Here is a 22,952-nt window from a genome sequence, read left to right as displayed (position 1 = left end):
GGAGAGCAACCGCACGACACAACCGGTGCCGGTGCCGTACGCGGCCGTGTCCCACCCCTTCCTACGCCCCACGGCTCGGGAGTACGCCTGATGACCATCCGCAACCGCGTCCTGATCCTCCTGGCGGCCGTGATCGCCCTGGCGGCGGTGGCCGTGGCGTCGGTGCTGCACGCCTCCGCCCGCGCGGAACGCCGGGACCGGGCCCAGCCGGGCGGCCCGCGCGTGACCTCGGGGACGGTCACGCTCACGACACCCGGCCGCATGGTCTTCCGCAACATGGCGTGGGGCCCGCACCGCGACGAACTGACCACGGTCCCGGCGTCCGATCCCTCAGGCCCCCGCACCGCCTCGGGCGTCAAGTGCCTGCGCTTCTACGCCGCCTCGGGCACGGGAGTGTGCCTGCAGGCGGTCCACGGCCCGGTCTCGGACACGTACCGCGCGCTGATCCTGGACGCGCACCTGCGCACCCGTGCCCACTACGACGTCCCCGGCATCCCCTCCCGCGCCCGTGTCTCCCCGACGGGCCATTTCGCCGCGTGGACGGCCTTCGTGGGCGGCGACTCGTACGCCGGCACGAACTTCTCGACACGGGCGGCGATCGTGGACGTCCGCACAGGGAAGCTGACCTCCTCCCTGGAGGCGTACCGCATCCTGAAGGACGGCCACGCCTACCACGCCCCGGACGTCAACTTCTGGGGCGTGACGTTCGCAGGCGACGACCGCACGTTCTACGCGACGCTGGCGACGGGCGGCAGCACCTATCTGGTCCGGGGAGACCTCCACACCCGAACGGTCACCACGCTCCACCGGAACGTCGAATGCCCGTCCCTCTCCCCCGACGGCACCCGCATCGCCTACAAGAAACGAGTCAAGGGCCTCCCGAAGGACGCCCCGTGGCGCCTGTACGTCCTCGACCTCCGCACGATGCGCGAAACCCCGCTCGCGGAGCCCCGAAGCGTGGACGACCAGGCAGTCTGGCGCGACAACCACACCCTGGTCTACGCCCTCCCGGGCGACTACGGAGCGGACCTGTACACGATCCCGGCGGACGGCACGGGCAAGCCCCACCGCATCAGCACAGCAGCGGTGTCTCCCGCCTACCTGACGCAGTGACCATTTTGACTTGGTCACCAGCGTGTCCAGCACCAGCCCCCCCTGACGCCCCAAGCCCTCGGGAACAACGACGCCGCCACCGGATGACGATCAACGGTTACGGGACGGCCTCAGTCGAACCGCTCCAGATCCCGCAGCCAAGCCCGTGCCGAACTGTCGCTCGGTGCCCGCCAGTCACCCCGCGGCGACAGCGAACCCCCCGCTGAGACCTTCGGCCCGTTCGGCATCGCCGAGCGCTTGAACTGGGCGAAGGCGAAGAAGCGTCGGCAGAAGACCTCCAGCCAGTGCCGGATCTCCGGCAGGTCGTACGCCACCCGCTTGGCCTCGGGGAAGTTCGGCGGCCAGGCGCCCGTCTTCGGGTCGTGCCAGGCGTGCCAGGCCAGGAAAGCGATCTTGGAGGGCCTGAAGCCGTAACGCAGCACGTGGAAGAGTGTGAAGTCGTGCAGCGCGTACGGCCCGATCTTCGACTCGGTGGACTGCATCTCCTCACCCGGCACCAGCTCCGGGCTGATCTCGGTGTCGAGGATCGCGGCGAGCGTCCGGCCCGTCTCCTCGTCGTGCTGGCCGCTGGTGATGACCCACCGGATCAGATGCTGGATCAGTGTCTTCGGCACGCCCGAGTTGACGTTGTAGTGGCTCATCTGGTCGCCCACACCGTATGTGGACCAGCCCAGCGCCAGCTCCGAGAGGTCACCCGTGCCGAGCACGATGCCGCCCCGCTGGTTGGCCAGCCGGAACAGGTAGTCGGTGCGCAGTCCCGCCTGCACGTTCTCGAACGTGACGTCGTACACCGGCTCACCGGAGGCGAAGGGATGCCCCATCTCCTGCAGCATCAGCCGCGCGGTCGGTGTGATGTCCAGCTCGGCCGCGGTGACACCGAGCGCCGCCATCAGCTTGTGGGCGTTGTCCTTCGTGTGGTCGCTGGTGGCGAAACCGGGCAGCGTCCAGGCCAGGATGTCGCTGCGCGGACGCCCGGCCCGGTCCATCGCCCGGGCGGCGACGATCAGCGCGTGCGTGGAGTCCAGACCGCCGGACACCCCGATGACCACCTTCGGCCCGCCGATCGCCGCGAGCCGCTGCTGCAGGCCCTCGACCTGGATGTTGTACGCCTCGTAGCAGTCCTGGGCGAGCCGCTCGGCGTCGGCCGGCACGAACGGGAACCGTTCGACCCGGCGCCTGAGCCCCAGATCCGTCTGCGGCGGGGCGAGTTCGAAGGACACCGTCCGGAAGTCACTTGTCCGCGCGCTGTGCGTACGGCGGTTGTCGTCGAACGTGCCCATCCGCATGCGCTCCTGCCGCAGCAGGTCCAGGTCCACGTCGGCCACGGCGTACTCGTCGCCGAGCGGGAAACGCTCGGTCTCGGCCAGCAGCACACCGTTCTCGTAGACCATGGCCTGCCCGTCCCAGGACAGGTCGGTCGTCGACTCGCCCAGGCCGGCCGCCGCGTAGACGTAAGCGGATAGACAGCGCGAGGACGCCGAGCGGCACAGCAGCTTGCGGTCCTCGGCCCGCCCGACCGTGATCGGACTGCCCGAGAGGTTGACCAGGACGGTCGCGCCGGCGAGGGCCGCCTCCGCGCTGGGCGGCACCGGGACCCACATGTCCTCGCAGATCTCCGCGAACAGCACCAGACCCGGCACGTCCTCGGCGCTGAACAGCAGATCCACGCCGAACGGCACACTCTCGCCGCCCAGACGGATCGATCCGCCTCGCTCGTCCGCGCCGTCGCCGATCTGCCGGCGCTCGTAGAACTCCCGGTAGTTCGGCGGGTACGACTTCGGCACGACCCCGAGGACCCGGCCGCGGTGCGCCACCACCGCGCAGTTGTAGACCCGGTTGCGGTGGCGCAGCGGGGCGCCGACGACCAGCACCGGCAGCAACTCGGCCGACCCGGCGACCACTTCCGCGACCGCGTCCTCGACCTGGTCGAGCAGCGCGTCCTGCAGCAGCAGATCCTCGATCGAGTAGCCGCACAGCCCCATCTCCGGGAAGACGGCGACGGCGACCCCCTCCTCGGCACAGCTGCGCGCCTGGCGCAGCACCGCTTCGGCGTTGGCGGGCGGATCCGCGATGACGGTGTGACCCGTACACGCGGCGACGCGTGCGAACCCGTGCTGATAAATGGACCAGAAGTTCGACTGAGGCACGAATCCAGTGTAATCGTCAGAGCGACGCGATCGGTGAGGCGGGGGTGCGGGGCGCACCCCGCGCCGCCCGCCCGGGGCCGTCAGCTCTCGTAGCCCAGCACGGTCATCATCCCCGCCTCCGCGTGGTAGACGTTGTGGCAGTGGACCATCCACAGCCCCGGGTTGTCGGCGTCGAAGTCGACCCTGAGGGTCTTCCTCGGCAGCACGATCGCCGTGTCCTTGCGCGGGCCTCCCGTCACATCGGCCAGGGCGAAGGTGTGTCCGTGCACATGGAGCGGGTGCCACATGGAGGTGGAGTTCACGAACTCCAGCCGGACCCGCTCACCGGCCCGCACCGGATGGCGCTGCGAGGGCGTGTACGGATTGCCGTCGAAGGCCCAGTCGTACTGCGTCATCCTGCCGGTGAGGCGGAGCCTGATCGTCCGATCCGGGTTCTTGCGCTTCAGCGCCACGGACTGGTCCGCCCTCAGCCGGTCCGCGGTCAGCAGTCTTCCGTCCAGCTCGCTCGGACGGGTGGTGGCCGAGGGGGTGCCGCCGCCCCCCGTGCGCAGCAGCGCCATCGTCGACGCGTCCTTGCCCTCGGCCAGCGCCATCAGCGGGAAGACACCGTCACCGGCCGTCACCAGCACGTCGTAGCGCTCGCCCATGCCGATCAGCAGCGCGTCCGTGCGCGCGTGCCTGACCGGGTAGCCGTCCGTGTGCGTCACCGTCATCTCGTGCCCACCGAGGGCGACCCGGAAGGCCGTGTCCCCGCCGGCGTTGACGAACCGGATGCGGATCCGGTCCCCGGGACGCGCCTTGAAGGCCGAAGGCGCCTTCGCCGTACGCCCGTTGACCAGGAAGTACGGGTACTCGACATCGCCGGCGTCACCGCCCAGCAGGTCGCTGTGGCCGCCCGCCAACATCCGGGAGCGGGCGGAGGGTGAGGACGTACCGTGCTGGTCCATCGGCATGTCGCCCATGCCGCCGCCCATGCTCATGCCCCTGCCGCCGGTCAGCTGCGCGAACACGGCGTCCGGGGTGGTGCCGTCCACCCCGTCCAGCCAGTCGTCCAGGACGACCACCCACTCCTTGTCGTAGGACAGGGGCTCCTTGGGGTCCTCCACGATCAGCGGCGCGTACAGCCCGCGGTCGAGCTGGACGCCGGAGTGCGGATGGAACCAGAACGTGCCCGGGTGCGGGACCGTGAAGCGGTAGGTGAAGGCCGCGCCCGGTTCGATCGCGCGCTGGGTGAGGCCGGGGACGCCGTCCATGTCGTTGCGCAGGGCGATGCCGTGCCAGTGCAGGGACGTGGTGTCGGGGAGGTGGTTGGCCAGGGTCACGGCGAGGGTGTCGCCCGCGGTGACGCGCATCTCCTTGCCGGGCAGGGCGCCGCCGTACGACCAGGAGGTGACCTTGCGCTCACCGAGGTCCAGCGAGGACCGGGTGGCGGTGAGGCGGATCGTGCGCACCGCGCCGCGTCCGCTCGCCGCGCGTCGCTGCTCAGCGGCGGCGACCTCCTTGCCGGCCGGGTCGACATAGCCCTTGGGATCGCTCGCCGCGGAGCCGCCGTGTCCGGAGGATCCGGAGCCGGAGCAGGCGGCCAGGAATCCCGCCCCGGCGACGGTGATCGATGTGCCGAGGACGAAACGGCGCGGGAGAGTACGCATGATGTGCTGACACCTCGTCATGGGGGGTGCGAAGGGCTGGCCGGGACGCATCTGCTGCTTCTGGTACACCGCCCACGGCGCGGAGGTTCCCACCCCGAACGGGTGAGATCAGGCGGCCGGCGCGAAGCAGCCGGTGTGCGGGCCTATATGCGCAGCACCGACGGCCGGGACGGCAGGGCGAGTGCGGAGACGGCGACGCCGAGACCGGCGGCCGGCAGCAGGAGGGGCGTGAAAGAGCTCAGCAACGCGATGATGCCGAGGAGCAGCGGCGCGAACAGCGGCAGCCGTCCGTACGTCTGGCTCCGGGGCGGGGTCATGTCCGCAGGCTAACCCCGCCGGGTACACGTGTGCGCCCGCTCCCCGAGGGGAACGGGCGCACGATCACCGGAAAGGCTCAGTGCTTCCGGTACGACTCGACGTAGCCGTTCGCGGGCGTGCCCACGCCGGTGACGTCGTCGTAGCCCTTGACCGCGGACAGCGAGCTGTCCTTGCCGAGGCTGCGGACCGAGGTGATCAGACCACCCGAGGCGTCAACGCTGTTGGCGAAGTCGACACGGGCGACCGCGAGGTCCTTGCCGGTCGGCTTGTCGGTGACGTCGTGGTACACGCCCTTGTTGTAGCGGGCGTAGATCTCCGGGTTGGCGAAACCGATCGCCTTGCCGCCACGCGCCTCCTGGGCCAGGGCCTGGACGGCCGCGATCACCGGAGCGGCGAGCGAGGTGCCGCCGATGCGGTACTCGCTGTACTGCTCCGACCCGTCCGGGAAGGTCTGCGTCTGGCCGACCTTGAAACCGGTGTTGGGGTCGGCGATGGCCGCGATGTCCGGGACGACGCGGTTGCCGGCGGCGTTGTTGGCCTTGGCGAGCGCGTCCGGGACGACGCCCTTCTGGTAGAACGGCTCGGCGACCGTCTTGCTGGTGCCGCCGCCCGCACCCGAGGTGAACGCGCCGGGGAAGTTGGTCCAGCTCTTGCCGTCCGCGGACAGCAGGGCCTTCTCGGTGCCCCAGCCGGTCTCCCACTGGTACGTGTCGCCCTTGCCGACCGCGAGCGAGGTACCGCCGACCGCCGTCACCCAGGCCGAGTTGGCGGGGGTGTCGACCTGCTTCGTACCGGTGTTGGCGACCTCGTCGCCGTTGTCACCGGAGGAGAAGTAGAAGCCGATGCCCTCGACCGCGCCGAACTGGAACACCTGGTCGTAGGCGGCCGCGAGGTCCGGCGTCTGGTTGGCCTCGATGTCGCCCCATGAGTTGGAGACGATGTCGGCGAGGTGGTTGTCGACCACCTTGCTCAGCGAGTCCAGCAGGTCGTCGTCCAGGCAGGACGCGCCGCCCACGTACGTGACGTGCGCGTCCGGCGCGACGGCGTGCACGGCCTCGACGTCGAGGGTCTCCTCGCCGTACCAGCCGGAGGCGTCGCACTCGTCGGCGCCGGTGTGCGTGTAGTTCTTGGGCAGCACCTGGTTCAGCTGGCCGGTCTTCCAGGCTGCGTCACCGTGCTTCTTCGCGTACGTCTGCGCGTCGAAGGCGATGGTCGGCGAGGCGAACGCGTCCGTGATGGCGACGCGCACCCCCTTGCCCGTGTACTTGCCCGCGCCATAGGCGGCACGCAGCTGCTTGCCGGTGTAACCCTCGATGGCGTACGGGATCTTCGTGCCGTACGCGTCCGGCAGCGTGGTCGCGATGTTCGAGCCGAAGTACGAGGAGAACGGCCCGGAGTTCTTGAACACGGCGCCGGGACCGGGCAGCTGGTCGTCGTGGCTCGCCTTGTGCGGGGCGTTGTCCAGGCCGGTGACGGTCAGGACGGCGCCCTTGAGGCTGTCCGGCACCGAGGCCGTCTTCGACGGCGCGCGGTAGGTCTTCGAGCCCTTGGCGAAGTTGTGCAGCTGGGTGCCGAACGCCTTCTCGGCGGCGGCCACGTCACCGGTGACGGAGACGTAGTGCTGCGTGACACCGGTGACCTTCAGGCCGTTGGCCGTCAGCCACGACTTGACCGCGGCCACCTGGGCCTTGGTCGCGCCGAACGTGGCCTGCGCCTTCTTGGCGCTCAGGTACTTGCCGTACAGCGGCGAGCTCGGGTCGGACACGGCCTTCGCGTACGCGGCGAGACCCGTCGCGTTCCGGCCGGCCAGGTAGACCCGGAGCTTCACCTGGGCGGCGTTCGAGGCGTCGCCCTTGTCCGCCTTGGCCGTGGCCCAGGCGGGCTTGGTGCCCGCCAGCGCGTCACGGGCCGGGTTGTCCGCGGCGTGCGCCGCGGGTATGCCGAGCGCCAGCGCGCCGGTGATCATGGGCAGCGTCGCCGCCATGCTCACGGCGCGAAGTTTGGCGCGGTTGGATCTCATGGAACCCCCTGCGATGCGGTTCTTCGCATGTGTGGTCGGTCATCGGTGATCCGCGTAGACCGAGCCGCGGCGGAGGCACGGAATTGGATCACACGGTAGGGGCCACTCTTTCGATGAACGGTTCATGCCAGGGGAATGAGAACACCAAGAAGAACCCAAGGAAGCGCTGTCCGAGGTGATTTGGGGCTTACGTCCTTCGGTGTTTTCGGCCTTCGACGGCAATTCCTACGACCTGGGCTTCGCGCCGCGTTCCTTGAGCATGTCCGCCATCAGCTTGATCTCGGACTGCTGCGCGTCGACCATGCCCTGCGCGAGCTGCTTCTCCACGCCGACCCGGCACTTGGCGACACAGCCCTCGGCCATGTGGATGCCGCCCTTGTGATGGTCCGTCATGAGCTGGAGGTAGAAGATCTCGGCCTGCTTGCCGTTGAGGGTTCCGAGCTTCTTCATCTCGGTGTCCGTCGCCATGCCGGGCATCAGCGAGCCGTCCCCGCGCTCGGGCATGTCGCCCATGCCCATCCAGGACATCGGCGGCTTCGCCGACACCTTCGGCAGCCCCCACAGATCCAGCCAGCCCAGCAGCATCCCGCGCTGGTTTGCCTGCGTCTGCGCGATGTCGTAGGCGAGGCGCCGCACTTCCACGTTCTTCGTGCGGTCGCGGACGATGTACGACATCTCGACGGCCTGCTGGTGATGGACCGCCATGTCCCGGGCGAACCCGGCGTCGGCGGACTCCGCGGCCGGTGTGCCCGTGCTCGACCCGCCGTCCTCGGCGACCGCGTAGGTGATCGCGCCGGCCGCGACGAGCGCCGCCGCGGCGGTTCCCGCGATCCAGCCGATGTGCTTCCTCATGTCACATCGTCCCGCCCGTGCACGAGGCACCCGGCTCGGGAGTCTGCTTGCCCTGGACGTACGTCTCGAAGAACTTGGCGACCTTCGGGTCGTCCGCGCTCGTCACGCCGAGCTGGTGGCCCCACGCCGTCAGCTCGATCGGCGAGGTCTGGTTGGTGTACGGGCTCATCAGCGAGTACGGCGTCTGCTTCACCTTCGCCGCGAGCGTGTCCACGTCGGACTTCTTCGCCTTGTCGGTGTACGTCACCCACACCGCGCCGTGCTCCAGCGCGTGCACGGCGTTCTCGTCCTTGACGGCCTTGGTGTAGACGTTGCCGTTGCAGTTGAGCCACACCGGGTTGTGGTTGCCGCCGACCGGCGGGTGCATCGGGTAACTCACGGTTCCCGAGACGTGGTTGCGGGACAGCTTGCCCGACCAGGTCCGCACGCCGTCCTTGCCGGTGGTGAAGTGCCCGGAATCCCCGGAGCTGCCGCCCTTGGCGTCGCTCGCGCTGTCGCTCTTCTTGTCCGACTGGTTGTTGACGAGGACCACACCACCGACGACGAGACCGGCGACGACGACCACGCTCGCGCCGATGACGAGGATGCGATTGCGCCGCTCACGGGCCTTCTCGGCGCGCCGCATCTCCTCTATGCGCGCCTTGCGGGCGGCACTGGTGGTCTTCGAGCCCATGGCGGGTGTCCTTATAGGGGGGAAGGGACGTCGGGTGGGCTGATCGTAATGGGGACGGAGGGGCGATTCGCAGGCAGGGCACAGGAAAGGCCGGATCGATACGTATCCGACAGGAATCGAGCGATAATTTGAACCGCAGATGCGCATTATCTACGCTGCCCGTATGCGGCTGCTGCGCTCCACCGACCTCGCCCTGCGCGTCCTGATGCGGCTCGCCGTCGCCGGCGAGTCCAGTCCGACGACCCGCGAGGTCGCGGCGGACATGGACGTGCCGTACACGCACGCGGCGAAGGTCGTCGCCGAACTCCGGCACCAGGGTCTGGTCGACGCCCGCCGCGGCCGGGGCGGCGGGCTGTCCCTCAGCGCGAAGGGCCGCACGGCCTCCGTCGGCGGTGTGGTGCGCGCCTTCGAGGGCGACGGTGACGTCGTCGACTGCGAGGGCGGCGCCTCCCCCTGCCCCCTGAACTCCGCCTGCCGCCTCCGGGGCGCCCTGCGCCGGGCCCAGGAGGCCTTCTACGCCTCGCTGGACCCGCTGACGGTGGCCGACATGGTCGCCGCCCCGACCGGACCGCTCCTGCTGGAGATCGGCCGCGCTTCGTAGCCCTCTCAGGGTTCTCAGGGTGGGCCGGGGCCGTCAGGCCTGGGCGGCGAGCCGGAGGCCCGTCAGGCCTGGGCGGCGAGCCAGAGGTCGGGGCCGAACACCTCGTAGTGGATGTCCGCCGGGGCCACGCCCTTCCCGATCAGCTGCGCGCGGACCGCCCGCATGAAGGGGAGCGGACCGCACAGGTACGCGCGCGTGCCGGCGGGTACGTCGACGCCGGCGATGTCGACCATGCCGGTGCGGGTGCCCGGGGTGGCGTTCTGCTCGTACCAGAAGTGCGTCGTGGCGTTCGCGAGCTTCGCCGTGCAGGCCTCGTGGTCGGCGAGCAGGGCGTGGTCGGCGGGGGACCGGTCGCCGTGGACGACGGTGACCGGGCCGCCGTGACCGTCCGCCGCGAGCCGGGCCAGCATCGCGATCATGGGGGTCACGCCGATGCCGGCGGAGGCGAGCAGCAGCGGGGTGCCGTCGGTCGTGTCCAGGACGAGGTCGCCGTACGGGGCGGACAGCTCCAGGACGTCGCCCTCACGCACGCGCGCGTGGAGGTGCTGTGAGACCTCTCCGTCGGGTGAGGCGCCATCGTGGACGCGCTTCACGCTGATCCGGCGCAGGGGCGAGCCCGGGGCGCCGGAGAGGCTGTACTGGCGTATCTGGCGGGCGCCGTCCGCGAGTTCGGCGCGTACGGAGACGTACTGGCCCGCGCGGAAGTCGGCGACCGGGCCGCCGTCGACGGGCCGCAGCCGGAAGGAGACCACGTCGGCGGTCTCGGTGACCCGCTCGACGACCTCCCACTCCCGCCAGCCGGACCCGTCCGCGCTCTCCTCGTACAGCCGCTTCTCGATCGCCACGAGGGCGTTCGCCATCAGCCAGTAGACCTCGTCCCAGGCTGCCGCGACCTCCGGGGTGACGGCCTCGCCCAGGACCCCGGCGATGGCGGCGAAGAGGTGCTCGTGGACCAGTGCGTACTGCTCGGGAGCGACGCCGAGGGAGGCGTGCTTGTGGGCGATGCGGGTGAGCATCGCGTCCGGCCGCTGGTCCGGGTGGTCCAGGAGGTGGGTCGCGAAGGCGGCGATCGAGCCGGCCAGGGCCTGGCGCTGGGTGCCGGCGGCCTGGTTGCCGCGGTTGAACAGGTCGCGCAGCAGCTCCGGGCGGGCGGCGAACAGGCCGGCGTAGAAGCGCTCGGTGATCTCGCCGAGGTGTGCTCCGACGGCGGGGAGGGTGGCGCGGACGGTTGCGGCGGCTGGCTCGGACAGCATCGGGGGCTCCTCGTGAACTCGGCTGATCGGAACCGTATTTAAACTGGAATCTGAGATGCAAATTAAGCGGGCGTGGCGATGGTCACGTGTGAGGCGGGGCGGGGCATTACGGATGTCGGTCCGAGCAGGCAAGATGGGCGGCAGAGCCGTACACCTGGCACACGTGAGGCGTTCAGGCCGAGGTCGCCTCGACGATCAAGGTCGGCAACGCGCATGAAATGCTGTTGTGGTGTGATGCTCAGGTGCCCGACCGCCTCCTGCGGGACAGGGAGACAGGCGGCCTGACCAGCAAGGATGGGGAAGCGGAAGATGGACAAGCAGCAGGAGTTCGTGCTCCGGACGTTGGAGGAGCGCGACATCCGGTTCGTACGCCTGTGGTTCACGGACGTGCTGGGCTTCCTCAAGTCCGTCGCCGTGGCCCCCGCCGAGCTTGAACAGGCGTTCGATGAGGGCATCGGCTTCGACGGTTCGGCCATCGAGGGCTTCGCCCGCGTATACGAGTCCGACATGATCGCCAAGCCGGACCCGTCCACCTTCCAGATCCTGCCCTGGCGCGCCGAGGCCCCCGGCACGGCGCGGATGTTCTGCGACATCCTCATGCCGGACGGCTCCCCGTCCTTCGCCGACCCGCGCTACGTCCTCAAGCGCGCCCTCACGCGCGGCTCCGACCTGGGTTTCACCTTCTACACGCACCCGGAGATCGAGTTCTTCCTGCTGAAGGACCGCCCGCTCGACGGCACGCGCCCCACCCCCGCCGACAACTCCGGCTACTTCGACCACACCCCGCAGAACATCGGCATGGACTTCCGCCGTCAGGCGATCACCATGCTGGAGTCCATGGGCATCTCGGTCGAGTTCTCCCACCACGAGGGCGCTCCCGGCCAGCAGGAGATCGACCTGCGCTACGCCGACGCCCTCTCCACGGCCGACAACATCATGACCTTCCGCCTGGTCATGAAGCAGGTGGCGCTGGAGCAGGGGGTGCAGGCGACCTTCATGCCCAAGCCCTTCTCGGAGCATCCGGGCTCCGGCATGCACACCCACCTCTCCCTCTTCGAGGGCGACCGCAACGCGTTCTACGAGTCCGGCTCGGAGTACCAGCTCTCCAAGGTCGGCCGCTCCTTCATCGCGGGCCTGTTGCGCCACGCGGCGGAGATCTCCGCGGTCACCAACCAGTGGGTCAACTCCTACAAGCGCATCTGGGGCGGCTCGGAGCGCACGGCGGGCGCCGGCGGCGAGGCTCCCTCCTACATCTGCTGGGGCCACAACAACCGCTCGGCCCTGGTCCGGGTCCCGATGTACAAGCCCGGCAAGACCGGCTCCGCGCGCGTGGAGGTCCGCTCCCTCGACTCCGGCGCCAACCCGTACCTGTCCTACGCCGTCCTGCTGGCCGCCGGCCTCAAGGGCATCGAGGAGGGCTACGAACTCCCTCCGGGCGCCGAGGACGACGTCTGGGCCCTCTCCGACGCGGAACGCCGGGCGATGGGCATCGAACCCCTCCCCCAGAACCTCGGCGAGGCCCTGACCCTGATGGAACGCAGCGACCTGGTCGCCGAGACGCTGGGCGAGCACGTCTTCGACTTCTTCCTGCGCAACAAGAAGCAGGAGTGGGAGGAGTACCGGTCCGAGGTCACCGCGTTCGAGCTGCGGAAGAATCTGCCGGTGTTGTAGGGGGCAGGTCGCAGCAGAGGTGCGGCTGGGCTTCGTACGGGAACATCTGACGGAACAGCTTGGCCGCAGCCCCGGAACCGCCACGGTTCCGGGGCTGCGGGCTGTGTCCGGCGGGAGCGGCGCGAGGGGCCTCGTGCCGCTCCGGCGACCTGCGCACCGTCGAAGTGGGCGTCAGCGGTGCAGTACTTCCGACGCCTCCGGCAGGTGTACGGCGACGAGTCGGCCTGTCCCGCTCTGCTGAACCCGGCGCCGGTCCACCGCGTAAGCGATCCCCGCGACACCAAGGCCCAGCACCGCCAGCATCGCGCCCGCCAGTGACGGAGACGTCACTCCGAAGCCCGCGGCCAGGGCGACCCCGCCGATCCAGGCGCCGCCGGCGTTCGCCAGGTTGAACGCGGCCTGGTTGGCGGAGGACGCGAGGGACGGGGCCGCCGACGCCTTCTCCATGACCATCAGTTGCAGGGGCGAGCCGGTGATGAAGGCCGCCGCGCCGAGCAGTGCGACCGCCGGCGCGGCGCTCCACCGCGCGTGCATCAGGAGCGGGAAGAGGGCGAGTACGGCCGCCAGGGAGACCAGGCCGCCGAAGAGCGTGCCTCGTAGGGAGTGGTCCGCGAGGCGGCCGCCGACCAGGTTGCCGGCCGTCGCGCCGACGCCGAACAGGGCCAGCAGCAGGGTGACGCTGGACTCGGCGTATCCCGCGGCGCCGGTGAGCATCGGGGTGATGTAGCTGTAGGCGGCGAACAGCGCGCCGAAGCCGGCGACCGTGGTGCCGAGGGCCAGCCAGACGGGGAGCGAGCGCAGGGCCGACAGTTCGCGGCGCAGCCCGGCGGCGGGTGCCTGGGTGTGGTCGTGCGGGATCAGGGCGGCCAGCGAGGCGATCGCGGCCAGGCCGATCGCGCCGACGCCGAGGAAGGTGGCGCGCCAGCCCAGGTGCTGGCCCATGAGCGTGGCGACGGGTACGCCCGCGATGTTGGCGACCGTCAGGCCCAGGAACATCAGCGAGACCGAGCGGGCCTTGCGCTCCGGCGCGACCATGTTCGTCGCGACGACGGCGCCGACGCCGAAGAAGGCGCCGTGCGGCAGGCCGCTGAGGAAGCGGGCGGCCAGCAGGGAGTCGTAGCCGGGGGCGAACGCGGACAGCGCGTTGCCCGCGACGAACAGCGCCATCAGGCCGATCAGGACCGTGCGGCGCGACATGCGGGCGGTGAGCGCGGCGAGGAGCGGGGCACCGATCACGACCCCCAGCGCGTACGCCGAGACCAGGTGCCCGGCGGCGGGGATCGAGATGTGCAGGTCGTCCGCGACGTCGGGCAGCAGGCCCATCATCACGAACTCGGTGGTGCCTATGCCGAAAGCGCCGACGGCCAGTGCGAGCAAGGCCAGGGGCATGAAGGGGCCTGTTCCTTTCGGAGGTTTGAGGGGGACGTGTTCCGCAAGTTTATGTTCACTCGCGGAACAAAGCCTCTCAGGCCCGGTATTCCAGCGGGTTACGAGCTGGTGTCGAGGTTCACACGGGCGGCCACCGGAAGGTGGTCGCTGCCGGTCTCGGGCAGCGTCCAGGAGCTGACCGGTTCGATGCCCTGCACCATGATCTGGTCGATCCGCGCCATCGGGAACGAGGCGGGCCAGCTGAACCCGAAGCCGTTGCCCGCCGCGCCCTGGGTGGAGCGCATCTGGGAGGTGACGCCGTTGAGGGAGCGGTCGTTCATGGTGCCGTTGAGGTCGCCGAGCAGGATCTTGCGCGGCAGCCTCTCGTCGGCGATGGCCTCGCCCAGCGCGTCGGCGCTCTTGTCCCGCTGACGGGCGGTGAACCCGGCCTCCAGCTTGACCCGGACCGAGGGCAGGTGGGCGACGTAGAAGGCGACCGGGCCCTCGGGCGTGGTCACCGTGGCGCGCATGGCGCGGGTCCAGCCGAGCTTGATGTCGACGGCCCGCACGTCACTCATCGGGTACTTGCTCCACAGCCCGACGGTGCCCTGCACCGAGTGGTACTTGTACGTCGGCTCCAGCGCCCGCTCGTACACCGGGACGGCCGTCGCGGTCAGCTCCTCCAGGGCCACCACGTCCGCGCCGGAGGCGGCCACGTCACGGGCGGTGCCGGACGGGTCGGGGTTGTCGGCGTTGACGTTGTGCGTGGCGACGGTGAGGTCGCCGCCGCTGCCGGTCTTGTCGCTGAGCAGTCCGCCGAAGAGGTTCAGCCAGACGGTCAGCGGAACCAGCAGCGCGATCAGCGCGGTGGCCGACTTGCGTACCAGGGCCGGCAGGAGCAGCACCGGGATCAGCAGGCCCAGCCAGGGCAGGAAGGTCTCGGTGAGACTGCCCAGGTTGCCCACCCGGTTGGGGATGCGGGCGTGCAGCAGCATGACGAGGGCGAGGATCACCGCGAGCGCGGCGAGCACGATGCCGCGCCGCCAGATTCCGGGGTCGCCGCGCCAGCCGGAGAACAGACGTGACATCAGGCGCCGGAACCGGTCTCTACGGCGCTCGGGTCCCGAGCCTCCGTTGTCCGTCTCCGTCATGTACGCCTGCTGCGCCATACCGTGTCGCCTCACTGCCTGCCGTGCACACCATCCGTCACCCGCGAAGGGGTGTCCCTAAGACCCTAGGGGATGATCGGTTCCGTTCCGCCGTCCCCTGACGGCCGTACGGGCAGTGGGACGTGGAAGGCGGTCCGAGGGGTTCCGGATCGGCGGGCGGTAAGCGTGTTCTGTGACGGAACGCGCACATTCGGGCTACGCGGCCGGTGAACTGACGGGCCGTAGTCCTTCGAGCAGGGTGTCGACGATCTGCTCCGACAGGCCGTCGGGCAGGTCGGCGTCCGGGCGCATCAGGGTCCGGAAGAGCATCGGGCCGACGAACATGTCGTTCAGCAGTTCGACGTCCAGGTCGGTGCGCAGTTCGCCGTCGGCCTGGCCGCGGCGCAGGATGGAGATCTGCAGTTCGCGGCGCGGCCTGACGACCGTGGCGTGGTAGGCGGCCCATATCTTGGGGCTGCTCTTCATCTGGGCGTGCACGTTGTGCAGGATGGCCGAGGAGCGGGTCATCAGGCCGCGTTGGCGCAGCTGCTCCAGCAGGGCCACCAGGTCGTCGCGCATGGAGGTGCCCGGCAGCTGGGGACCGGGGGGCTCGGCGCTGCGGACGACGTCGACGAACAGCTCCTCCTTGCCGCTCCAGCGGCGGTAGATGGTGGCCTTGCCGACCCCGGCGGTCCGCGCGATGCGCTCGATGGAGAGCTCGGCGAGCGGGACGCCGTCCTCCAGGAGCTTCATGACCCCCTCGATGACGGCGCGTTCGACCGCCTCACTGCGGGGGCGTCCCCGGACGGGGGCCCCGGGAGCGGCTGGAGTGTCGGCGAGGCTCACGTGTGTCGTCCCTTCGTCGTGCTGGAGCGATTCTCCCTGCTGCCCCCCGGTGCGGCGGAAGACGCTATTCCGCCGCGGCCACCAACTCCTGCTGCTCCTCGCCCTTCTGACGCGCCGGGGGCTTGCCCGGCAGGAACCAGAACGCCACCACCGCGCCGAGCAGCGCGACGACGGTGCCGCACAGGGCGGTGACGTGCATGGCGTGCAGGAAGGCGTCGTTGGCCGGGGTGACCAGCGACTTGCCGCGGGGACCGAGCTTCGCGGCGACGCCGAGGGTGGCCTCGATGGACTCCGCGGCGGTGTCCCGCAGTCCTGGCGGGAGGAGGCCGAGCTTGCCCTCGATGCCGTTGCGGTAAGCGGTGGACAGCACCGACCCGAGGACGGCGATGCCGAGGGCGCCGCCGACCTGGCGGAAGGTGTTGCTCAGCGCGGAGGCGGAACCGGCCTTCTCGCGCGGCAGGGCCTGCATGATGACCACGCTGGTCGGGGTCATCACGTGCGCCATGCCGGTGCCCATGAGGAAGAAGACGACCTCCAGCACCCAGATGGGGGTGTCCGCCTCGAAGCCCGCGAACGCGGCGAGCATGCCCGCGAGCAGTACCAGACCACCGCCGGTGGTGACCTTGTTGCCGAACCGGTCGACGAGCAGCCGTGCGCGCGGCGCGAAGATCAGCTGCGCCGCGGCCAGCGGCAGCATCAGCAGACCGGACTGCAGCGGCGAGTAGCCGCGCACGCTCTGGGTGTAGAAGACGGCGAAGAACGTCACGCCCATCAGCGCGAAGAAGACCAGCGCGATGGCGGCCATGGCGGCCGAGAACACCTTGTTCTTGAAGTACGTGACGTCGAGCGAGGGGTGGTCGCTGCGCTTCTCGAAGACCACGAACACGGCGAGCACGAGGAGACCGGCGACGATGGTCGACAGCACCTGGGGGTCGGTGAAGTCGGCGAGCTGGCCGCCCTTGATGATGCCGTACACCAGCAGGACCAGGCCGACGACGGACAGCACGACGCCGATCGGGTCGAGCCGGCCGGGCCTGGGGTCGCGGGAGTCGGGCACCAGCCAGACCATCAGGACCAGGGCGAGGATCACGATCGGGACGTTGATCAGGAAGACCGATCCCCACCAGAAGTGGTCCAGGAGCAGACCGCCGGTGATCGGGCCGATGGCGATGGCGAGGCCCACGCCGCCGGCCCAGATGCCGATGGCCTTGGGCTGCTCCTCGCGCTCGAAGACGTTCATCAGGACCGCGAGGGTGGCCGGCATCACGAAGGCGGCACCGAGGGCCATCAGCGCCCGGAAGGCGATGAGCTGGGTCGGGGAGCCGGACTCGGCGGCCAGCGCTGAGCCGGCGCCGAACACGACGAGACCGCCGAGCAGCACCTTCTTGCGGCCCACCCGGTCGCCGATGAGGCCGGAGGTGAACAGCAGGCCGGCGAAGACGAGCGTGTAGGCGTTGATCGCCCACTCCAGCTCGCTCTGCGTGGCGCCCAGGCCCGTGGGGGCCGGGGTGGAGATCGTCTTGATGGCGACGTTCAGGATGGAGTTGTCGAGCACCACGATCAGCAGGCTCAGCATCAGAACGCCGAGGATCGCCCAGCGGCGCCGGTGCACGGCTTCGGGTATCCGGGTGGCAGGGGCAGGTGCGGAGGTCATGTGGTCCAGACTAGGCATGTCCAGCGCCATTCCGATACGGCACCGTCTCGTATCGGAATTGTTTTTACTCCATCCTTACGCGAGCGGCCCTCGAGCCTCGTACGAGTGGCCCTCGCGTCGCGTGACCGGGGTCCCTCGGGGGACCTCTGGCCCTCCCCGGCACGAAGTGCCACCATGGGGGTGATCCGGGGACGCCGGCAGGGCGCCTCGAGATGACTGAAGGAGCCGTTGCAATGACGCAGCTTTCGGCTGCCCACGCGAAGCCCTCCGACGGCAGCAAGGCGCTGTACGGGGGCAAGGGCACCCGCCGTATCACCGTTCGCGACATCGCCCTCGCCAAGGAACGCGGCGAGAAGTGGCCCATGCTCACCGCCTACGACGCGATGACCGCGTCCGTCTTCGACGAGGCCGGTATCCCGGTGATCCTGGTCGGCGACTCGGCGGGCAACTGCCATCTGGGGTACGAGACGACCGTGCCCGTCACACTGGACGAGATGACCATGCTGTCGGCGGCCGTCGTCCGCGGCACGCAGCGCGCGCTGATCGTCGGCGACCTCCCCTTCGGCTCCTACCAGGAGGGACCGGTGCAGGCGCTGCGCTCGGCGACCCGGCTGGTCAAGGACGCCGGAGTCGGGGCGGTCAAGCTGGAGGGCGGCGAGCGGTCGCACGAGCAGATCCGGCTGCTGGTGGAGGCCGGGATCCCGGTCATGGCCCACATCGGGCTGACCCCGCAGTCGGTGAACGCGATGGGCTACCGGGTGCAGGGACGCGGCGAGGAGGCGGCGCAGCAGCTGCTGCGGGACGCCAAGGCCGTGCAGGACGCGGGCGCCTTCGCCGTGGTCCTGGAGCTGGTTCCGGCGGAGCTCGCGGCCGAGGTGACGCGGGTGCTGCACATCCCGACGGTCGGTATCGGCGCGGGTCCGGAGACGGACGCGCAGGTGCTGGTGTGGACCGACATGCTGGGGCTGACGTCCGGCCGGGTCCCGAAGTTCGTCAAGCAGTACGCGAACCTGCGCGAGGTCATGGGCAACGCGGCCAAGGAGTTCGCGGAGGACGTCGTCGGCGGCACCTTCCCGCTCGAGGAGCACTCCGTCCACTAAAACAAGCACGAGCCACGACGAGCACTCCGTCACCAGAGCCACAGCGGCACAGAGGCAGCCCGCCGATCTTCCCCCGTCGGCGGGCTGCTGCTTTGTCGGCGCGGTGTAGGCACCGGCACGGGGCTGTAGGTGATGTGTCGGTGGTTTGTAGGCCGGGGCTGGCACCGTTCTCGGCATGACACGAATCGACAAGAACTCCAGCGGCGGCGAGAACGCCGTCACCGTACGGGGGATGGTCAAGCACTACGGCGAGACCAAGGCGCTGGACGGGGTCGACCTGGACGTGCGCGAGGGCACCGTGATGGGTGTCCTCGGTCCGAACGGCGCCGGCAAGACCACCCTCGTGCGGATTCTGTCCACCCTGCTGAGCCCCGACGCCGGTCAGGCGACGGTCGCCGGGTACGACGTACTGCGCCAGCCCCGCCAGCTGCGCCGGGTCATAGGGCTGACCGGACAGTACGCCTCCGTCGACGAGAAGCTCCCTGGCTGGGAGAACCTCTACATGATCGGGCGCCTGCTCGACCTGCCCCGCAAGGACGCCCGCGCCCGCGCCGACGAGCTGCTGGAGCGGTTCTCGCTGACGGACGCCGCCAAGCGGCCCGCGAGCACCTACTCCGGCGGTATGCGGCGCCGGCTCGACCTCGCCGCCTCCATGATCGGCCGGCCCCAGGTGCTGTTCCTGGACGAGCCGACGACCGGACTCGACCCCCGCACCCGCAACGAGGTCTGGGACGAGGTCAAGGCCATGGTCGGCGACGGCGTGACCGTCCTGCTCACCACCCAGTACATGGAGGAGGCCGAGCAGCTCGCCTCCGAGCTGACCGTCGTCGACCGGGGCAAGGTCATCGCCGGCGGTGGCATCGAGGAGCTGAAGGCGAAGGTCGGCGGCCGGACGCTGCGGGTGCGGCCCGCCGATCCGGTGCAGCTGCGGCCGCTCGCCGCCGCCCTCGACGAGCTCGGCATCACCGGCCTCGCGACCACGACCGTCGACGCCGACAGCGGTACCGTCCTCGTCCCGGTCCTCAGCGACGAGCAGCTGACCGCCGTGGTCTCGGCCGTGACCGCCCGCGGCATCACCCTCTCCTCCATCACCACCGAACTGCCCAGCCTGGACGAGGTGTTCCTCTCCCTCACCGGCCACCGCGCCGGCGCCCCGCAGGACACCGTGCCCGCCGACACCCGCGAGGAGGTCGCCGTATGAGCGCCGCCACCGTCACCGCCACCGCGTCCGACGCCCGCATCCCACTGCGTGGCCACCTGCGCCACACCGGCGCCCTGATCCGCCGCAACCTGCTGTGGATCCGGCAGGATCCCGAGTCGATGTTCGACGCGCTGCTGATGCCCGTCGTCTTCACCCTGCTGTTCGTGTACGTCTTCGGCGGCTCGATCGGACTGGCGCTGGGCGGCGGTCAGGACGGGTACGTGCAGTACGTCATCCCGGGCATGATCGCGATGATGAGCATGACGCTCTCCCAGGGTGTCGGCACCGGCTTCAGCCAGGACTTCAACTCCGGTGTCATGGACCGCTTCCGGTCCCTGCCGATCGGGCGCGGCTCCGTGCTCTTCGCCAAGATCACGGTGGAACTGCTGCGGATGCTGTTCGCGACGACCGTGCTGATGATCGTCGCCGTGCTCGTCGGCTTCCACATCCACCACTGGGGCGGTCTGCTGGCGGCCGTGGGCCTGTCCGCGGTGTTCGCCTCGTCGATCATGTGGGTGTTCCTCACCCTCGGCGTGATCCTGAAGAACGCCCAGTCCGTGCAGGCGATGGGCTTCCTGGTGCTGTTCCCGCTGCAGTTCGGCTCGTCGATCTTCGCGCCGACGAATTCCATGCCGGGCTGGCTGCAGACCTTCACCGACTACAACCCGCTCTCCACCCTCGCCGACGCGGCGCGCGGACTGATGGTGGGCGGCCCGGTCGCGCACGACCTGTGGGTGACGCTGGGCTGGTCGGTGGCGATCACGGCGATCGCCGCGCCGTACGCGATCCACAAGTTCCGCACCAAGAGCTGACGTTCAGTCGTCCCGGACCAGGGCGGTGGCCTCCACGAGGGAGAGGCCGCCGCCCTCGGCGTACGCGGCCTCGTACTCCGCGTCGCCGAGCACCGCGCGGGTGTGCCGTCGGGCCCGCTCGTACACCTCGCGCTCCAGGCGCGTCGCCACATGGCTCGGCGGCAGGGACGCCTCGGCCGCGCCCAGGGCGCGGGCGCCGTCCCGGGCCCGGCGGCCGCCGTCGGTCTCGGCGAGGCCTATCGCGGAGAGGGCCAGGTACAGCGGGTTCATGTGCGGGGCGATGGCCACGGTCAGCGGGTCGGCGGCCCGTTCCAGGCACTGCCGGGTCAGGTCCAGCGAGAGCTCGTAGTTGCCGTCGAGCGCCTCGATCCAGGCCTCGGAACCGAGGATGAACGCTTCGAAGACGACGAAGTGCGCGACCTTGAACTCCTCGCGCAGCCGCCGCAGTTGCTCGCGCGCCTCCGGGATGCGACCCGTCATGCCGAGGCGTCCGGCGAGGAACATCCGCGCGGCGGGCATGGCCTCGGTGCCCGAGCCCTCCTGACTGTCGATCACCTCCCGCAGAATCCGCTCGCCCCGCTCGGTCTCGCCGGCCTCCATGAGCGCGCTGCCGAGCCTGGCGCCCAGTACGGCCATCTGGGCGCGGGCGCCGAGGCGCTCGGCCTGCTCGATCGCGGCCTCGTAGTCGGCGGCGGCGAGACGGTACTCGCCGACGCGTTCATGGGCCTCCCCGCGCGCGGACAGCGCCTCGGCGGTGCCCCACAGGTCGCCGAGCCTCCGGTAGATCTCCAGTGACTCGTCGGCGTCGCGGGCCGCGTCCCCCGCCCAGTCACTGCGGTTGGCGAGGAGGTTGGCGCGCATCTGCAGCACGGCGGCGAGGTCCCACTCCATGCCCGGGGTGGCCCGGCAGGTCTCGACGCAGGCGTCCAGGATCACCGGCAGCCGCTCCACACTGCCGGACAGCATCACCGCGAAGAACCAGACCAGGCCGGGGGAATGGCAGGTCTGCGGCATGCCGGGCTCGTACACCTCGCTGATGATCCGCAGCTTCTCCTTCGCCGCCGGGGTCTCCCAGGCCTCCAACTCGGTGTCCATACAGGCCAGATGGGCGAGATGGACACCGCGCCGGGCCTCGTCGAGGAGGTCGCCGGTGTACGGCGGCGGGACCTCGCTGCAGCGCTGCCAGACGGGCACGGCGCGCCGGACGGGGGCGGCGAAGGGGTCGGGGCCCAGGGCCATGACCTCGGCGCACCAGTTGCGGGCCTCGATGCGCGCGTCCCTCATCTGCCAGTACCAGGCCAGCGACAGGACGAGGCACAGGCCCTCCTGCTCGTCGCGTTCGGCGACCGCGTGCCGCAGGGCGGTGCGCAGGTTCTCGTACTCGCGCTCCAGCAGGGCGATGGCGGCGAGCTGTCCGGGGCCGCGCAGCAACGGGTCGGTTCTGCGGGCGAGTTCGCGGTAGTACGTCAGATGGGCGCGCTCGGTCTCCGTGCGCCGGCCCACCTCGTCGAGCCGCTCGCCGGCGTACTCGGCGACGGTCTCCAGGAGCCGGTAGCGCATACCGCCGTCGCCCGAAGGGGCGGCGACCACAAGGGACTTGTCGACGAGCGAGCCGAGCACGTCCAGGGCGGAGGGTCCGCAGACGGCCTCCGCGGCCGCGAGGTCACAGCCGCCGGCGAAGACGGACAGCCGCCGCAGCGCGTCCCGCTCCTCCTCGTCGAGCAGGTCCCAGGACCAGTCGACGACCGCCCGCAGGGTCTGCTGGCGGGGCAGCACGGTACGGCTGCCGGAGGTCAGCAGCCGGAAGCGGTCGTCCAGCCGGTCCGCGATCTGACGTGGTGTCAACATCCGCAGCCGGGCAGCCGCGAGCTCGATGGCGAGGGGCAGTCCGTCCAGCCGCCGGCAGATCTCGGCGCACGCCGCGGGATCGTCCTCGACCCGGAACCCCGGCCGTGCGGCCGCTCCCCGGTCGGCGAACAGCCGCAGCGCGACAGGCTCGGGCAGCGGCTCCACCGGGCGCAGCAACTCGCCCGGTACGCCGAGGGGTTCGCGGCTGGTCGCCAGTACCGTCAGCTCGGGGCAGCGCTCCAGCAGCTCCTCCACCAGCCGCGCGGCGGCCTCGACGACGTGCTCGCAGTTGTCGAGGACGATCAGCATCCGCCGCCTGCCGCAGTGCTCGGCCAGTCGCTCCACCGGGTCGTCGTGCCGGTCGTTCCCGGCCGCCCGCATGGCCTCGGCGCCGGCGCCGTAGAGCACGGTCTCCCGGGCGCCCACGGCGGTCAGCACGGCCTCCGGTACGGCGTCCGGGTGGTCGACGGGAGCGAGCTCCGCCAGCCACACCCCGTCCCGCGCACCGTCCCCCACGGCCTCGGCGGCCTCCTGCGACAACCGCGTCTTCCCGGCCCCACCGGGCCCGAGCAACGTGACCAGCCGAGCCGCACCGAGGTCTCCCCGGATGGCCTCGATGTCGGCTTCCCGCCCGACGAAGGAGGTGAGCCGGGCCCGGAGGTTGCCGGGGGGTTGGGG

General features: G+C 70.5%; 17 protein-coding genes and 1 pseudogene. 6 read left to right on the top strand and 12 right to left on the bottom strand.

Translation table 11 applies throughout. From position 1 onward, the window contains the following. Positions 1–90 precede the first annotated feature (90 nt). A complete protein-coding gene (locus tag GRC12_RS16445) occupies positions 91–1,113 on the top strand; it encodes a TolB family protein (RefSeq protein ID WP_208780036.1) in 1,023 nt (340 codons plus the stop codon). A gap of 110 nt (positions 1,114–1,223) precedes the next feature. Here GRC12_RS16445 and GRC12_RS16440 read toward each other — a convergent pair whose 3' ends face one another. The 6 genes from GRC12_RS16440 to GRC12_RS16415 form a co-directional block, all read right to left on the bottom strand. Next, on the bottom strand, positions 1,224–3,260 hold the full coding sequence (locus GRC12_RS16440; protein WP_208780035.1) for an NAD(+) synthase: 2,037 nt from the start codon (positions 3,258–3,260) through the stop codon (positions 1,224–1,226). Between the two features lie 80 nt (positions 3,261–3,340). Further along, positions 3,341–4,909: a multicopper oxidase family protein gene (locus GRC12_RS16435; RefSeq protein ID WP_208780034.1), complete on the bottom strand. Its 1,569-nt coding sequence runs from the start codon at positions 4,907–4,909 to the stop codon at positions 3,341–3,343. Positions 4,910–5,052: 143 nt separating this feature from the next. Beyond that, the gene (locus GRC12_RS16430; RefSeq protein ID WP_208780033.1) at positions 5,053–5,226 is read right to left on the bottom strand and encodes a hypothetical protein; all 174 of its coding nucleotides are present in this window, start codon (positions 5,224–5,226) and stop codon (positions 5,053–5,055) included. 77 nt (positions 5,227–5,303) lie between these two features. Continuing rightward, positions 5,304–7,247, bottom strand: a complete 1,944-nt coding sequence (locus tag GRC12_RS16425) for a S53 family peptidase (protein WP_208780032.1) — start codon at positions 7,245–7,247, stop codon at positions 5,304–5,306. Between the two features lie 225 nt (positions 7,248–7,472). Further along, entirely contained in the window at positions 7,473–8,099 is a 627-nt protein-coding gene (locus GRC12_RS16420; protein ID WP_208780031.1) for a DUF305 domain-containing protein, read from the bottom strand. A gap of 1 nt (position 8,100) precedes the next feature. Further along, positions 8,101–8,772 carry a DUF3105 domain-containing protein gene (locus tag GRC12_RS16415; RefSeq protein WP_208780030.1) on the bottom strand — a complete coding sequence of 224 codons (672 nt, stop codon included), beginning with the start codon at positions 8,770–8,772 and terminating at the stop codon, positions 8,101–8,103. A 163-nt stretch (positions 8,773–8,935) separates the two neighbouring features. Between GRC12_RS16415 and GRC12_RS16410 the strand changes: the two genes are divergently transcribed. Continuing rightward, the gene (locus GRC12_RS16410; RefSeq protein ID WP_208780029.1) at positions 8,936–9,373 is read left to right on the top strand and encodes an RrF2 family transcriptional regulator; all 438 of its coding nucleotides are present in this window, start codon (positions 8,936–8,938) and stop codon (positions 9,371–9,373) included. 62 nt (positions 9,374–9,435) lie between these two features. Here the strand turns inward: GRC12_RS16410 and GRC12_RS16405 are convergent, their stop codons facing one another. After that, complete coding sequence (locus tag GRC12_RS16405; RefSeq protein WP_208780027.1) at positions 9,436–10,626, bottom strand: globin domain-containing protein; 1,191 nt, start codon at positions 10,624–10,626, stop codon at positions 9,436–9,438. A 309-nt stretch (positions 10,627–10,935) separates the two neighbouring features. On the opposite strand from GRC12_RS16405, the gene GRC12_RS16400 reads away from it, so the two are divergent. After that, a complete protein-coding gene (locus GRC12_RS16400) occupies positions 10,936–12,297 on the top strand; it encodes a glutamine synthetase family protein (RefSeq protein ID WP_208780024.1) in 1,362 nt (453 codons plus the stop codon). Between the two features lie 171 nt (positions 12,298–12,468). Here the strand turns inward: GRC12_RS16400 and GRC12_RS16395 are convergent, their stop codons facing one another. The 4 genes and pseudogenes from GRC12_RS16395 to GRC12_RS16380 all read right to left on the bottom strand — a co-directional run bounded on the left by GRC12_RS16395 (position 12,469) and on the right by GRC12_RS16380 (position 17,313). Beyond that, positions 12,469–13,686 carry an MFS transporter gene (locus tag GRC12_RS16395; RefSeq protein ID WP_208780022.1) on the bottom strand — a complete coding sequence of 406 codons (1,218 nt, stop codon included), beginning with the start codon at positions 13,684–13,686 and terminating at the stop codon, positions 12,469–12,471. 98 nt (positions 13,687–13,784) lie between these two features. Continuing rightward, positions 13,785–14,733: pseudogene (locus GRC12_RS16390) on the bottom strand (endonuclease/exonuclease/phosphatase family protein). 296 nt (positions 14,734–15,029) lie between these two features. Then, complete coding sequence (locus tag GRC12_RS16385) at positions 15,030–15,659, bottom strand: TetR/AcrR family transcriptional regulator (protein WP_208780019.1); 630 nt, start codon at positions 15,657–15,659, stop codon at positions 15,030–15,032. 64 nt (positions 15,660–15,723) lie between these two features. Further along, the gene (locus GRC12_RS16380; protein ID WP_208780017.1) at positions 15,724–17,313 is read right to left on the bottom strand and encodes an MFS transporter; all 1,590 of its coding nucleotides are present in this window, start codon (positions 17,311–17,313) and stop codon (positions 15,724–15,726) included. A 233-nt stretch (positions 17,314–17,546) separates the two neighbouring features. Here GRC12_RS16380 and panB point away from each other — a divergent pair, with 233 nt between their 5' ends. From panB to GRC12_RS16365, 3 genes are all read left to right on the top strand, one after another. Then, entirely contained in the window at positions 17,547–18,413 is an 867-nt protein-coding gene (panB, locus tag GRC12_RS16375) for a 3-methyl-2-oxobutanoate hydroxymethyltransferase (RefSeq protein WP_208780014.1), read from the top strand. 175 nt (positions 18,414–18,588) lie between these two features. Then, positions 18,589–19,614 carry an ATP-binding cassette domain-containing protein gene (locus tag GRC12_RS16370; protein ID WP_208780011.1) on the top strand — a complete coding sequence of 342 codons (1,026 nt, stop codon included), beginning with the start codon at positions 18,589–18,591 and terminating at the stop codon, positions 19,612–19,614. Next, on the top strand, positions 19,611–20,426 hold the full coding sequence (locus tag GRC12_RS16365; protein WP_208780009.1) for an ABC transporter permease: 816 nt from the start codon (positions 19,611–19,613) through the stop codon (positions 20,424–20,426). Before GRC12_RS16370 ends, GRC12_RS16365 begins: the two co-directional genes overlap by 4 nt. A gap of 3 nt (positions 20,427–20,429) precedes the next feature. Here GRC12_RS16365 and GRC12_RS16360 read toward each other — a convergent pair. Next, positions 20,430–22,952 (bottom strand): ATP-binding protein (locus GRC12_RS16360; protein WP_368861485.1); only part of this gene is annotated, 2,523 nt, incomplete at its 5' end.

Source organism: Streptomyces griseorubiginosus (assembly GCF_017614965.1).
Lineage (GTDB): Bacteria > Actinomycetota > Actinomycetes > Streptomycetales > Streptomycetaceae > Streptomyces > Streptomyces griseorubiginosus_B.
The sequence above is the reverse complement of the archived record's forward strand: the minus strand, read 5'-3'. Positions and strand labels throughout refer to the sequence as shown.

Bases quoted from the DNA above. Each gene is read 5' to 3' on its own strand.
- GRC12_RS16445 (WP_208780036.1), top strand. From the start codon at position 91: ATGACCATCCGCAACCGCGTCCTGATCCTCCTGGCGGCCGTGATCGCC.
- GRC12_RS16435 (WP_208780034.1), bottom strand. From the start codon at position 4,909: ATGCGTACTCTCCCGCGCCGTTTCGTCCTCGGCACATCGATCACCGTC.
- GRC12_RS16430 (WP_208780033.1), bottom strand. From the start codon at position 5,226: ATGACCCCGCCCCGGAGCCAGACGTACGGACGGCTGCCGCTGTTCGCG.
- GRC12_RS16425 (WP_208780032.1), bottom strand. From the start codon at position 7,247: ATGAGATCCAACCGCGCCAAACTTCGCGCCGTGAGCATGGCGGCGACG.
- GRC12_RS16420 (WP_208780031.1), bottom strand. From the start codon at position 8,099: ATGAGGAAGCACATCGGCTGGATCGCGGGAACCGCCGCGGCGGCGCTC.
- GRC12_RS16415 (WP_208780030.1), bottom strand. From the start codon at position 8,772: ATGGGCTCGAAGACCACCAGTGCCGCCCGCAAGGCGCGCATAGAGGAG.
- GRC12_RS16410 (WP_208780029.1), top strand. From the start codon at position 8,936: ATGCGGCTGCTGCGCTCCACCGACCTCGCCCTGCGCGTCCTGATGCGG.
- GRC12_RS16405 (WP_208780027.1), bottom strand. From the start codon at position 10,626: ATGCTGTCCGAGCCAGCCGCCGCAACCGTCCGCGCCACCCTCCCCGCC.
- GRC12_RS16400 (WP_208780024.1), top strand. From the start codon at position 10,936: ATGGACAAGCAGCAGGAGTTCGTGCTCCGGACGTTGGAGGAGCGCGAC.
- GRC12_RS16395 (WP_208780022.1), bottom strand. From the start codon at position 13,686: ATGCCCCTGGCCTTGCTCGCACTGGCCGTCGGCGCTTTCGGCATAGGC.
- GRC12_RS16380 (WP_208780017.1), bottom strand. From the start codon at position 17,313: ATGACCTCCGCACCTGCCCCTGCCACCCGGATACCCGAAGCCGTGCAC.
- panB (WP_208780014.1), top strand. From the start codon at position 17,547: ATGACGCAGCTTTCGGCTGCCCACGCGAAGCCCTCCGACGGCAGCAAG.
- GRC12_RS16370 (WP_208780011.1), top strand. From the start codon at position 18,589: ATGACACGAATCGACAAGAACTCCAGCGGCGGCGAGAACGCCGTCACC.
- GRC12_RS16365 (WP_208780009.1), top strand. From the start codon at position 19,611: ATGAGCGCCGCCACCGTCACCGCCACCGCGTCCGACGCCCGCATCCCA.